This window comes from Bacillus sp. FSL W8-0519, from assembly GCF_038005585.1.
Taxonomy (GTDB): Bacteria; Bacillota; Bacilli; order Bacillales; family Bacillaceae_G; genus Bacillus_A; species Bacillus_A paranthracis.
Genome location: NZ_JBBOTL010000001.1, coordinates 3,748,607 through 3,762,386 on the forward strand (window position 1 = coordinate 3,748,607; position 13,780 = coordinate 3,762,386).

The window sequence follows — 13,780 nt, forward strand, 5'->3', positions numbered from 1 at the left end:
AAAACAGGGTTTAGTAGCGAGAATGGCGACTTATATTTAATAATACACCTACTGCCATTAACATTAATGTCAAACTTGATCCACCATAACTTAAAAACGGCAAAGTAATACCCGTAACAGGCATCAATCCTGTTACAACACCAACATTAATCATTACTTGAATCGCAATCATCGCCACAATACCTACTGCTAAAAACGTACCATATAAATCTGGCGCTCCTAAAGCTATACGAATCCCACGCCATAATAATAGACTAAATAATAATAACACAAATGAACCACCAATAAAACCTAATTCCTCGGATAAGATTGCAAATATAAAGTCTGTTTGCGGTTCAGGTAAATAAAGAAACTTTTGTCTACTTTGTCCAAGTCCAAGCCCGAATAATCCACCTGGTCCAATTGCGAGTAACGATTGAATAATTTGAAATCCACTTCCAAGCGGATCTGACCACGGGTCTAAATATGATGTAATACGTTTCATCCGATACGGTGCTGATGCAATTAGCCCTACAAATCCTGCTACACCAAGCAAACCAAACATTGCAAAGTGAAAGACTCTTGCTCCTGAGATAAATATCATAATGATACATGTCCCAACCATTACCGTCCCTGTACCAAGGTCGGGCTGTAACATAATCATTCCGAAAGCAAGAAATACAAAACCTAAAGCTGGTAGTAAACCACGTTTAAAAGAGGTAATTAATTTTTGTCGTTCCGCTAAAAATTTCGCTAAGAAAATAATCATCGCAAACTTCATAAATTCGGACGGTTGAATGGAAAATGCCCCGATTCCAATCCAACTTCGCGCTCCTCCTCGAACAAGACCTACTCCAGGAATAAGAACGAGAATAAGAAGAATGAAGCAAACTAGCAAAATTACTTTTGAATACGTACGCCACACCCAATAATCAATTTTCATAATAAAAAACATAGCCACTACACCAAGACCTGCGAATAGCAATTGCCTTTTTGCAAAAAAGAATGAGTCCCCCATTTTATAAGAGGCCCAAACCGCACTCGCACTATAAACCATAATCATTCCGATTGTTAACAACGCAAGTGTAACGATGATGAGAATAAAATCAGGCGTTTTCTTCATTACCCATAAACACCACCTCTTTAGGCAGAAACTTTTGCCCTATGTAACAAAACATCAGTAGGTGTTAGCCTACTGATGTTTTGATTTACTTTATATAAGTTTATGCACAGCTTGTATAAAAATGTCTCCTCTTTCTTCAAATGTTTTAAATTGATCCCAGCTTGCACATGCTGGAGAAAGAAGAATTACATCGCCATCTGTAGAATGAGCATAAGCTTTCACTACAGCTTCATCTAAAGTATCGACACTTTCAATTGTATCTAATCCCGCTTTTTCTGCAGCTCTTACTAATTTTGGAGCTGTTTGTCCAAATGTTACAATCGCTTTAACATTTTTGAAATACGGAATTAAATCATCGAATTCATTTCCACGATCTAGCCCACCTGCTAATAACACAGTCGGTTGTGTAAACGCAGATAAAGCTTTCTCTGTCGCTAACATATTCGTTGCTTTTGAGTCATTATAAAACTTACGGTTGTTTATAGTTGTTACGTATTCTAAACGATGTTTTACACCTGTAAAACGTTTTAAAACTGCCGTAATTGCTTCATTAGAAACACCCAATAATTTTGCGATACTCATCGCTGCTAAAATATTTTCTAAATTATGTTGACCAGGTAAAACGATATCGCCTACTTCAACAACTTTTTCACCTTTAAAATAAAGAGCATTATCTTTTATACACGCACCATCTTCAATTTCTTTCGTTGTTGAGAACAGTACTTTTTGACCTTTACTATAAGCAGATAAAGCCATCACATCTGCATCATCTGCATTTATTACACTATAATCATTTTCTGTTTGGTTTTTAAAAATATTCGCTTTTGCTAAACCATATTCTTTCTTCGTCCCATGATAATCTAAGTGGGCCTCAAATAAATTTAAAAACGCAGCAATTTTAGGTTGGAACAATTCTACTCCCATCAATTGGAACGATGAAAGTTCTGTAACTACAACTTCATTTTCTTTCGCATCCTGTGCAACTTCACACGCTACAGTTCCAATGTTCCCTGCAATTACGGGATGCTTTTGTCCTTCTTTTAGCATTTCAAATGTAAGCATTGTCGTCGTCGTTTTACCGTTAGACCCCGTAATCCCAACAAATGGTGCTTCTGAAATACGATATGCTAATTCAACTTCCGTAACAATTGGAATTTGCTTTTCTTTCGCAGCAACTAATATTGAATTAGAATACGGGATTCCTGGATTTTTTACTACAAGAGAAATATTTCTCTCTAATAATTCTAAAGGATGACCACCGCATACAACATCCATTCCTTTTGCTTGTAATTCTGCAGCAAGTACATTCTCTGCTAAAGGCTTTCCGTCATTTACAATAACATTTGCCCCTAACTTTTGTAACAATGTAGCTGCTGCATAACCACTTTTTGCAATGCCTAATACAAGAATATTTTTATTTTGAAATTCAGTTACAGTTTTCAATTACATCCACACCCCGATATAAATTCCTAACACAGCTAATAAAAATCCTACAGACCAAAACGTCACAACGACACGCCACTCTGACCAACCACATAATTCATAATGATGGTGTAGTGGACTCATTTTAAAGACACGTTTTCCTGTTGTTTTAAATGAAATGACCTGAATAATAACCGATAAAGTTTCCATTACGAATACTCCGCCAATGATTACAAGTAGCAATTCTTGTTTTAATAAAATCGCTACAGCTGCAATGGCTCCACCTAAAGCTAATGAACCTGTATCTCCCATAAACACTTTTGCTGGATTCGCATTGAATACTAAAAATCCAAGTACAGCTCCTACAACTGCCATACAGAATATCGCTACTCCAAATTGCTCTTGTGCCACAGCAATAATACTAAATGCTCCAAATGCAATAGCAGCTGTTCCTGATAATAAACCATCTAAACCGTCAGTTAAGTTAACTGCATTTGATCCACCAATAAGCATAAATAGTACAAGTACAAAATACGCCCAACCTAATTCAAACTTAACATCCGTTCCCGGAATCATGATGTATGTGTGGAACGCTTGCCCTTTTCCAATTAAAAAGAACGCAATAGCAATAACAAGCTGACCTACTAATTTTTGTTTTGATGTTAAACCAAGATTTCTCTTCTTAACTACCTTTATGTAGTCATCTAAAAATCCAATCAATCCGTAACCAAATGTCACTAATAGTAATAACGATACCTCTGCACCTAAATGATTAAACTTAATCGCCATAATAAGTGAAGTTACCATCATAGATACGTATATGACGATACCACCCATTGTCGGTGTCCCTGATTTTTTTTGATGTGATTTTGGTCCCTCATCACGAATACTCTGTCCGAACTTTAATTTTCTTAAAAATGGAATAAACAATGGCGAAAGGGCAACAGAAATTAAGAATGCTACCCCAGCCGTTACTAATAAACCTTGCTCAAGCACATGTAGTCCTCCTCTCACGTTGTTACTCTTCGTTGTTTAAACGCTCTGTAATTGCTTCTTTAGCGATTTCACGATCATCAAAATGATGAACATCTTTACCAATAATTTGATATGTTTCATGACCCTTACCAGCAATAATGATAATATCTTCAGCTTTTGCGTTAGCAATTGCATGGTATATCGCTTCTTTTCTATCAATAATTACTTCATAATTATTTCCATTTGCACCATGTACCATATCATCTAAAATAGCTCCTGGCTCTTCACTTCTTGGATTATCTGAAGTGTAAATGGCGTGAGTTGCATATCGTGTTGCAACACTTGCCATGATTGGCCTCTTCGTTCTATCTCTATCACCGCCACAACCGACGATGCAATATACGTCACCTTTTGCAAACTGTTTTGCTGTTTTCAATACATTTTCTAAGCTATCTGGTGTATGTGCATAATCAACAATAACTGTATAATTTTGTCCACCATCAACTACTTCAAAACGTCCTGGAACTCCAGCTAGTTCCTTTATTACATCAATGATTGTTTCTAAACTTACACCAGAAACAAGTCCTGCCGCTGTCGCAGCTAGTACGTTATATACATTAAATTTCCCAATTAATTTCATCGTAACATTTACACTCTCATACGGTGTTACAAGCGTAAATGTAGTTCCACCACTTGTCATAACGATATCTTTTGCCATAACATCACTTGTTGTATCAATTCCATACGTTACAACAGTTGCTGCAGTACTTCTCATATATTCCGCTGTTACAGCATCATCGTTATTCAATACCGCGTATTTTTCACGATTATGATTATAACTATTGCCAAGTTGCGCAAATAGCAACCCTTTTGCATGTTTATATTCTTCCATCGTTTTATGATAGTCTAAATGATCTTGTGTTAAATTTGTAAACACTGCGACATCATAATCACATCCGTGTACACGGCCAAGATCTAAAGCATGTGACGAAACTTCCATTACTGTGCTATCCACACCGTGTTCAACCATTTTTGCAAACGTCTGTTGAAGTGTTAGTGCATCTGGTGTTGTATTTTTCACCTCAAATGTTTCATCACCGATTTTCATATTAATCGTTCCAATTAGCCCGGTTTTATGACCATGTGCGCGCATAATCTCATCCATAATATGCGATGTTGTTGTCTTTCCATTTGTACCTGTAATACCGATTAAATGTAACTTGTGTGTTGGTTGACCATAAAAATAATCAGCTAAAACCGCTAACGAACGAAAAGTATTTTTCACAAGTACAACTGGAACGTCAACATCAATTGGTCTTTCCGCAACAATAGCAGCCGCTCCTTGTGCCGCTGCTTGCTTAGCAAAATCATGGCTATCAACCGTATATCCTTTCATACATACAAATAAGCTTCCTTCTTTCACTTTACGTGAATCAGCTTCTATAGATGTGATTTCTGGATTTTCTTTTGGAACAACTGGAAAATCATGCAAACATGATACAAGTGTATGCAACTTCATTTCACTAAACCCTCTCTACATTGTGTATTTATCTCTTTTATTAATAAGCAACACGTTACCTCCTAATTATGTAAAATAGGAGGTAAGTGCTACTGTGTCTAATAAATAGACCTATTTATAACCGAGACTCTTGCGGTCTCAAATTAAGTAACTCTTCTATAAAGAACTCACTTCCACCAATTGTACCATAAAACGTACTAGGTTACCTTTAATTCCCGAAGTAAATTCTAATTTTTGAGCCTTCTTTCACTTTAGCTCCTGCTTCTGGGGACTGTTTAATGACTTTCTCTCCTTCTCCGCTTATATCAAGCTTCAAATCAACGAGTTGTGTCTGTAAGTCTTTCTTTTTCATACCAATTAAATTCGGAACTTCCACAGTTGGTGTATCGCCCCATTTATATTCTCTCTCAACTTGTTCTTTTCTCGGTTTCACTCCCATAACAGGAAGTGCATCCCGCAGAATATTTCCAACAATTGGAGCTGCTACTACTCCACCAAATTGCGTTACACCTTTCGGATTATCAACAGCAACATATACAACAATTTCCGGATCATCTGCTGGAGCAAAACCGATAAAAGATACGATATAATTATTCTCTAAATATTTACCATCTTTCACTTTTTGGGCTGTACCTGTTTTTCCGCCTACACGATACCCATCAATAAAAGCACCTTTACCAGATCCCTTTGCTACAACATTCTCTAATGCATACCGAACTTTTTCTGAAGTTTCCTTGGAAATAACTTTTCTTTTTTCCACAGGTGTCTTTTTACTTACAACTTGATTGTTTTTCGGATCAATAAATTCTTTAGCTATATACGGTTGATACAATGTTCCACCATTTACAGCTGCTGCTACCGCCGCCACTTGTTGAATTGGCGTAACAGAAACACCTTGACCGAATGAAGTTGTTGCTTGCTCGACTGGACCGACTTTGTCTAAATTAAATAAAATCCCACTACCTTCACCTTGCAGGTCAATTCCGGTTTTTTGTCCAAAGCCAAAATTACGAATGTATTTAAACAATCGATCTTTACCAAGACGATCACCCAGCTCGATAAATCCTGGGTTACAAGAGTTTTGAACTACTTCTAAAAACGTTTGGCTACCATGGCCTCCTGCTTTCCAGCATTTCAATCTTGCTCCACCAACTTCAGCTGCTCCATCATCATAAAACGTATCTTTCTCTAAGTCTACTAAATTTTCATTCAAAGCTGCGGCTAACGTAATGATTTTAAATGTTGAACCAGGTTCATACGTACTCCATACTGGTAAATTTCTATTGTACACTTCTGGAGAAACACTTTGAAAATCTGCCGGATCAAAACTCGGCCGACTCGACATACCTAAAATTTCACCATTTTTCGGATTCATCGCAATCGCAATCATACCATCTGGATTATATGTCGACTCTGCGATATTCATTTCTCTTTCCATAATTCTATTAATACGTGCATCAATTGTTAAGCCTAAATTCAAACCAGCTTCTGGTTTTTTGAAATCATCGCCAACATTAGGCATCCTTTGCCCTTTTGCATCTGCAAAAAAGCGCACATGACCTTCATCACCATTCAGTTCTTTATCATAATATTTTTCTAGTCCCATAAGACCTTGGTTATCACTACCTGCAAACCCTAATACGTGTGATAAAAAGTTGCCAAATGGATAGTACCGGATAGAGTCCTCTGCGATATAAACACCTTTCAAACTTAATCCTCTTACCTCTTTCGCCTTATCATGTGATATTTTCCTTCCGCCTTTATCTAACCTTACAATTGATTCTTTTTTTGTAATCCTCTTATAAATCTCATCTTTTTCCACACCTAATACTGCAGCTAACTTCTCTGCAGTCTCTGCTGGTTTTTCAATTTGCCTCGGTACAACAAAGACAGTTGGAGCACTTTTATTCGTGGCAAGTTCCACACCATTTCGGTCTAAAATTTTTCCACGTTCAGGTTCAAAAGTAATATTACGACTCCATGAATCTTTCGCACGATCCGTTAACATATTCCCAAGAAAAAATTGCACATATCCAAGACGAATATCGATGATAGTGAAAATAAGTATACCTGATATGAGTATAAAAATAAGTCGTTTTCTAACTGTTACATTTGATACACGCATATTGGAACAAGCCTCCCTTACGCCTAGCTTGTTCCAATATATGCTTGTACTTATTTAATTAGAACTTCTTCTCTTTTAGCATTACGGCTTTTCTGCTTCTTGTTGTGGTTCAAGTGGCGGTACAAGTGTTACACCTAACTCTGTACCAGGTTGCAACAATGTTCCTTCTGGTACACTTTGTTCGGTTACGTATCCTGTACCAGTAGGTTTTAGATTAAGCTTTAATGTTTTTGCTAAATTCATAACATCACGAAGTGCCCAGCCTTGTATATTTGGCATTGTAGGTTTATCTCCCACTAAGAAGACTCGGTCACCCTTCAATGTTTGTTCAGTTGCTTTCGGTACTTGATGCTGTACTTTCCCTTCACCTAATACGATTGGGCGAAGTTTTGCTTTATCAATGGCTTTTTTCGCTTCTTCCATCGTTTTTCCCGTTACATCTGGAACAGCAGTTTGCTGCTCTTTCACATATTTCTTCGGATCTTTCACTTCATTAGGCTTAATCTTTAAATACTCTAAACTATTCTTCGTTACATATTTAAAAATATCAGCTAAAGGTTGTGCGCCGCTCTCATCATCTTTCAATTTCGGCTTTTTAACAGCTACATACACAACAAGTTGCGGATTGTCCATAGGTGCCATACCTAAGAATGAGAATATATAATTCTCTCTTCCCGTCATATAGCCTCCTTTTCCATCCGGAATTTGCGCCGTTCCTGTTTTACCACCAACTGAATAGCCATCGACTTTATAAGCAGTTCCTGTTCCTTTCGGCGATGTAACAACGCGTTCTAATAACTGTCTTACTTGCGCTGCTGTCTCTTTTGTAACAGGTTTTCCCACTTCTTCTGGTTTATGTTCTAATTTTACTTCCTCTGTTATCGGATCTACAATTTTATCAATTGTATAAGGTTTCATCATTTTCCCATCGTTCGCAATAGCAGTTGCAGCCTGTACAAGCTGAATTGGTGTTACAGTAGAACCTTGTCCAAAAGCTGTTGTTACTTGCTGTATTTGCTGATCGAATAAAATGGTATTTGAACCTTCACCAGGTAAATCAATATTCGTTTTTTCATCTAATCCGAAAGCATGGATATATTTCCGGAAACGGTCTGGACCAAGTTTTTGATCCCCTAAAATAGCAAACGCTACGTTGGAAGAGCGCTCTACACCTTCATCAAATGTGATAGATCCCCATCCAGCACCGCCATTATGATCTTTTATTTTGCGGTTCCCGACTTGATATGTACCAGACTGATAATAATCTTGTCCCTTATACACACCTTCATTAATAGCTGCTGCTAGCGTAAAAATTTTCATTGTTGATCCAGGTTCAAATGCATTTGCAATTGCGTCATTATAAAAATAATTATTATTCTCTTGGTTCGGATCATAACTAGGCTTACTAGACATCGCTAATATTTTCCCTGTTTTTGGATCCGCAACAATTCCTATTAAGCTTTCTGGCTCATAATGTTTACTCGCTTCTTTCATTGCATCTTCTAAATAACTTTGAATACGCTGGTCGAGTGTTAAATATACATTATCTCCATTTTTAGGTGCCTTCACATTCACTTTTCCACCGTCAAGAGATACGCCTCTACGATCGCCTGTATAAGCTACCTCTCCATTGGAAGCACCTAAATACTTATTCAAACTCTTTTCTAAACCAAATTGACCTACAGCGATTCCCTTTTCATCAGGTCTCGCATGACCTACAACATAAGATGCAAAATCACCGTTCGGATACACTCTTGCATTTTCAGTAATAAAAGATATACCTGGTAATTTCAATGCTTCTATTTGTTCTTTCTGTTCTTTCGTCAAGCCTTTACCTAATTTCCCAAACTCTACTTGACTTCTACCCTCTTTATTTAAAGTAGCTAAAATCTTCTCTTCATCTTTTCCGAGTACGCCCGCAATTTTCTTAGCAGTATCCTCTTTATTCTCAACAGGCTTCGCACCTTTTAATTCCGCTACAAGTTTATAAGAGTTTGCATCTTGCGCTAACACATGGGAATTTTGATCATAAATCGTCCCACGATTCGCTTCCAGAACTCCTGTTTTACTATGTTTTTGCTGAGCGAGTTTATCCAAATCCTGATTATGCACTGTTCCTGTCGCTTGTATGTAAAAAAATCGGGCTAATAACAGCAAAAAGAGCAGGAGGAATAAAATCATAAAATACCCTGCTCCCTTATTGGTATGAAATTTAGTCATATTTCTCTTCATTTTCCCTTCACACCTATTGCCTTATTTGAGGCCTTTCACATTATTCGCATTAATTTCTAGCCCGTGTTTTTTTGCAACTTCAGCGATTCGTTCATAACGACTTAACTTCTCTACTTCAGCCTGTAACTCTTGATTTTCTTTTTGCTGCTGTACAATTTTTTGTTCTATTGTCGCAGCTTCTACATTAACTTGATAAAGGCCTGCTTTATTTCCAATAAACGCTACACAGGCATACAATAAAAAGCCAATAAACGCTACATACAACAGTTTTTCGATTCTTGTAATCTTCGCTTTAGCTTTTGGTTGAACCATCTGCTGTGGGGGCGTTTGAATCTGAACCTCTTCTTGCGCTTGTTGCTTGTACTTTACAGCTAAGTTACTCATACCTCTCTCCCCTTTTTATCGTTTTTCAGCGATTCTCAATTTCGCAGAACGCGCTCGATTATTTTCTTCTAACTCTATATCAGAAGGTAAAATCGGTTTTCTTGTAATAAGCTTTAATTTCGGCTTAAATTCATCAGGAATAATTGGTAATCCTGGTGGCAATTGTGGCGTTGTACTATTTCGCTTAAACGTCGTTTTACAAATACGGTCTTCTAAAGAATGGAATGTTATAACGCTAACTCTTCCGCCTGGCTTAACCATCTCAATTGCAGATTCCAACGCTTCTTCAAATACTTTCAATTCATCATTTACCGCAATACGGATCGCTTGGAACACTCGCTTCGCAGGATGTCCACCCGTTCTACGAGCAGGAGCTGGAATACCCTCTTTAATTAGTTCTACTAATTCCCCTGTCGTTTCAATAGCTTTATTCTCACGATACGCTTCAATTTTTCTTGCTATTTGTTTTGAAAATTTCTCTTCGCCATACTGGAAGAAAATTCTTACAAGTTGTTCATATGACCAACTATTTACAACATCATAGGCTGTTAATGGGGCATCTTGATCCATTCGCATATCTAACGGTGCATCATGATGGTAACTAAAGCCACGCTCTGGTGTATCTAATTGCGGGGATGAAACACCTAAATCAAATAAAATACCGTCTACTTCTGTTATACCTAATTCCTGTAGTTTTTCAGATAGGTAACGGAAATTACTCCTTACTGTTATGAACTGCTCACCGTATGAAGAGAATTTTTCTTTCGCATTTTGAATTGCTATCTCATCTTGATCAAACGCGATTAATCTTCCGCCTTCAGTTAATTGGGATAATAAATAAGAACTATGTCCTCCTCCCCCCAGTGTACAATCTACATATGTACCACCTGGCTTTATATCTAAGCCATCTACTGTTTCCTTCAAAAGCACTGTTACGTGATTAAACATTGTTGCACCTACTCTTTTTCCAATTAATTATGTTGAATGTATCTCCTCCTCTAAACGCATATTTCACGACTAGAGAACGAAATACTATGAAAGAACGACTCATTTAACTTGCCTACAAAGGCAGCATACTATACAAATCGCCATTTTCTTTTATTATATACTAAATTTTATCATCTTTTGCGGGAATTTAAATAAAAAACTGTCGAAAAAGATAATAATACGTTTACATTTTGTGCTATTTTGTCATATATTTAAGTATCCTGCATAATTACGATATTAGCTTTTTTAAAATTAATAATTCAGAAAAATTTCACTTCACAGTAAATTCAACGGAATAAAAATAAAATCCTGCTCCTAAGAGCAAGATTCTATAGTTTTATAACGTGATGTTTTCCATTCCAAGAGAACGGTTTTTCCATTACACGATCAACGAAATCTAAACCGAACTGATTTAAATAGTAACATACATTCCACACACGCTCTTGTGGCGCTCCCAATGGGCGTAGTGCAAATTGTATACGACGGAATTTATTTAGTTCCACTTCATGTTTTTTCTCAACATTTCTTTTCAACATTCTTTCCAACAGTTCAATTTGTTCATTAATTTTGAACTCGTTTTTCCCTGCAAACGAACTTAATCCAGGATCTATTTTCTTCACAAACTGTTGTAATGACTTATGAATATCAATTATTTCTTTTTTCGCCTCTACAAATCGTTCATCTATCGGTTCCTCTATTTGATTAGATAGCCAGTTTTCACGCAACTTATCTACGTTATTCAAAAACGGGTCACTCTCTTGCAATTGTAAATCGTGTAAATCTGTCGCTATATCCCTCTCAATATAAGTAATTGTAATACGAGGAACGACAGGAGGCATTCGGAAGCCGATAGTATGGAAGACTTGTTGTAATTCACTCCAGTAAGCTAATTCCCCTGGACCTCCAATAAACGCCAACGTAGGAAATACATACTCTTGCATAAGAGGGCGCGTTACAACATTATTACTAAAGCGCTCTGGGCTTCTTTCCATCTCTTCAATCAATTCCTCATATGAAAAGGAATACGTCCCATCTTTCCCAACAAACTTCCCTTGATTGTCTTCAAGCAACACTCGCTCATTATCAATTTCCATAAATATATGTACTGCATTAGACTTTGTTTCAATAATTGGCTTATATCCTAATTCTTTAATTACTTCCTGTTGGTTATGAAGCCCCTCTTGCACTTCTTTATACTTACTTACAATTTGTTTAAAAAACGGCACTTCTAATTTTCTTAATTCAGGATGATGCGAATCGACAAGAATTAAACCAGAATTCATGAACATTTTCATAATAAGGTGACCAAAGAAATCTACATACGTATTCGATTTCCGTAAAGAATCATCAATAAATCGCAGTACATCCTTTGTAAAATTCGTTTCAGGGTATGTTTTAAAAATTTCTTCAATCCACTTTCTACAGTCTTCCAAAGAAAGCTCAGACTCTGAAGCACTCGCCTTTTTCGGATTACGATCATGAAAAATGGTCTTTTTTATTTTTTTATTCTTCGTTACAAAAGTATGATTAATTTCATCCATATCATGGTCTTCACCAGCAATCCAGAAAACAGGAACAACTTTAACGCCTAAACTTTCTTCCTTTTCCTTCGCAAGCTGTAAAACTGAAATAATTTTATGAATCGTATAAAGTGGCCCAGTTAATAACCCAGCTTGTTGTCCAGCTATAACAACATATGTATCTTCATCTTCAAGCGCTTTTACATTTTGAATTGTAGCTTCTCCCGCTTGTAATTTTGTATTATATTCTAATAAACGCGCTACTAAATCTTGGCGGAAAAACTCCCTCTCACGCAAATCTTGTACACGCTGTTTAAAAGCATCTTCTGTTAACATATAATCAAAACACGACTGTATCTCTTTTTTACCGTTCATATAGTCCGCTACAACACCTTGTTGCGGAACAGAGATTTCTTTTATCTCCATATAATTCTTCCTTTCGTATCCTGTTCTCTCACCAATCCACATTGTAGTCAATGTTTCACGTAAAAGCAAAGAATTACACTTATACTTTTACTTCTAACCCTTTTATTGCATCGAACAAAAATTGAAGTGTCGGAACGGATCGTTGCTGTTTCTTAGCTTCTTCTAATACATACCCAACAATCGCACCAATCTCTGTTTGTCTATTCGCCCTTACATCTGCCAGCATAGATGATGTATTATGAGATGTTCTTTCACATACATGACGTACCATTTCCCATACCATTTCTTTTTCTTCTTTAACGAGAAAAACGACTTCCTTGAATACTTGCTCCATCATCTGATAAAAAAACGGGTTCGTGATCAATTCTCCGTTCTTGACCTGTAATAATGCCGTCAATGGATTGATACATACATTCACTACTAATTTTTTGTGCATAACATCCTTCCAATTATCTTCTATTCGAATTGGAAAATGCGGAAAAGGAAAGCAATTAAATATTTTTTCAAAATGTATAGACCGACCGCGCACGATTCCAAACTTCGTTACACCTATCCCTGTATGATAAACGGTATGTCTTTCTTCTTTTTTCGCACCATGCTCTACAATTCCAACTGCAATATTTTCATTCTCTATTTTCTGCATAGCATGAAGGTGTGACATTCCGTTTTGCAAAAAGACTACTGAGGATTTCCCTCGCACAAAAGGTAGTATGTCAGTTATATGATATTGCTTAACAGCAATAAATATATAATCTAGCTGCTGGTCTAGCATGCTTTCTATTGGTAATACTGGCGGGAATACCGTTTCACGTTTCCCCTCCCTAATACAAGTTACACCCGTTATATTTAATTCGTCAGCCTGCTTAGCTGTCCTTGTAAACAACGTAACATCTTGATTACTTTTTTGTAAATAAAATGTATACAATAGACCAATAGCTCCTGGTCCCACAACTCCAATTTTCATTTTCACACAAGGAACTCATTTGAACACGATACATAAGTCCCTTTTTCCCCTCCTCTTTTATTCCGCGAACCCCCGATTCATACGGAATCATAATTAACTAAAGATGATCAAATGCCACCTCTTC

10 protein-coding genes are annotated in these 13,780 nt (G+C 36.8%); all 10 read right to left on the reverse strand.

Annotation, left to right across the window (positions count from 1 at the left end; all coding sequences use genetic code 11):
* Positions 1–10: 10 nt before the first annotated feature.
* The 10 genes from spoVE to panE all read right to left on the reverse strand — a co-directional run bounded on the left by spoVE (position 11) and on the right by panE (position 13,662).
* Entirely contained in the window at positions 11–1,102 is a 1,092-nt protein-coding gene (gene spoVE, locus NST14_RS19480) for a stage V sporulation protein E (RefSeq protein WP_000753510.1), read from the reverse strand.
* Between the two features lie 90 nt (positions 1,103–1,192).
* Entirely contained in the window at positions 1,193–2,545 is a 1,353-nt protein-coding gene (gene murD, locus NST14_RS19485) for a UDP-N-acetylmuramoyl-L-alanine--D-glutamate ligase (RefSeq protein ID WP_101218891.1), read from the reverse strand.
* The gene (gene mraY, locus NST14_RS19490; protein ID WP_000893058.1) at positions 2,546–3,520 is read right to left on the reverse strand and encodes a phospho-N-acetylmuramoyl-pentapeptide-transferase; all 975 of its coding nucleotides are present in this window, start codon (positions 3,518–3,520) and stop codon (positions 2,546–2,548) included. It lies immediately after the preceding gene.
* A gap of 22 nt (positions 3,521–3,542) precedes the next feature.
* Entirely contained in the window at positions 3,543–5,018 is a 1,476-nt protein-coding gene (murE, locus tag NST14_RS19495) for a UDP-N-acetylmuramoyl-L-alanyl-D-glutamate--2,6-diaminopimelate ligase (protein WP_000766300.1), read from the reverse strand.
* A 208-nt stretch (positions 5,019–5,226) separates the two neighbouring features.
* Positions 5,227–7,143, reverse strand: coding sequence for a stage V sporulation protein D (locus NST14_RS19500; RefSeq protein WP_074542172.1), 1,917 nt, complete (start codon positions 7,141–7,143; stop codon positions 5,227–5,229).
* An 81-nt stretch (positions 7,144–7,224) separates the two neighbouring features.
* Entirely contained in the window at positions 7,225–9,375 is a 2,151-nt protein-coding gene (locus NST14_RS19505) for a penicillin-binding protein (RefSeq protein ID WP_078417222.1), read from the reverse strand.
* Positions 9,376–9,396: 21 nt separating this feature from the next.
* Positions 9,397–9,759, reverse strand: coding sequence for a cell division protein FtsL (gene ftsL, locus NST14_RS19510; protein ID WP_000067081.1), 363 nt, complete (start codon positions 9,757–9,759; stop codon positions 9,397–9,399).
* A 15-nt stretch (positions 9,760–9,774) separates the two neighbouring features.
* Positions 9,775–10,707, reverse strand: a complete 933-nt coding sequence (rsmH, locus tag NST14_RS19515) for a 16S rRNA (cytosine(1402)-N(4))-methyltransferase RsmH (protein WP_000481790.1) — start codon at positions 10,705–10,707, stop codon at positions 9,775–9,777.
* A 368-nt stretch (positions 10,708–11,075) separates the two neighbouring features.
* Positions 11,076–12,692, reverse strand: a complete 1,617-nt coding sequence (bshC, locus tag NST14_RS19520; RefSeq protein WP_229142897.1) for a bacillithiol biosynthesis cysteine-adding enzyme BshC — start codon at positions 12,690–12,692, stop codon at positions 11,076–11,078.
* Positions 12,693–12,771: 79 nt separating this feature from the next.
* Complete coding sequence (panE, locus tag NST14_RS19525; RefSeq protein WP_000782392.1) at positions 12,772–13,662, reverse strand: 2-dehydropantoate 2-reductase; 891 nt, start codon at positions 13,660–13,662, stop codon at positions 12,772–12,774.
* Positions 13,663–13,780 lie beyond the last annotated feature (118 nt).

Bases quoted from the DNA above. Each gene is read 5' to 3' on its own strand.
- NST14_RS19500 (WP_074542172.1), bottom strand. From the start codon at position 7,143: ATGCGTGTATCAAATGTAACAGTTAGAAAACGACTTATTTTTATACTC.
- ftsL (WP_000067081.1), bottom strand. From the start codon at position 9,759: ATGAGTAACTTAGCTGTAAAGTACAAGCAACAAGCGCAAGAAGAGGTT.
- NST14_RS19505 (WP_078417222.1), bottom strand. From the start codon at position 9,375: ATGAAGAGAAATATGACTAAATTTCATACCAATAAGGGAGCAGGGTAT.
- bshC (WP_229142897.1), bottom strand. From the start codon at position 12,692: ATGGAGATAAAAGAAATCTCTGTTCCGCAACAAGGTGTTGTAGCGGAC.
- spoVE (WP_000753510.1), bottom strand. From the start codon at position 1,102: ATGAAGAAAACGCCTGATTTTATTCTCATCATCGTTACACTTGCGTTG.
- murE (WP_000766300.1), bottom strand. From the start codon at position 5,018: ATGAAGTTGCATACACTTGTATCATGTTTGCATGATTTTCCAGTTGTT.
- rsmH (WP_000481790.1), bottom strand. From the start codon at position 10,707: ATGTTTAATCACGTAACAGTGCTTTTGAAGGAAACAGTAGATGGCTTA.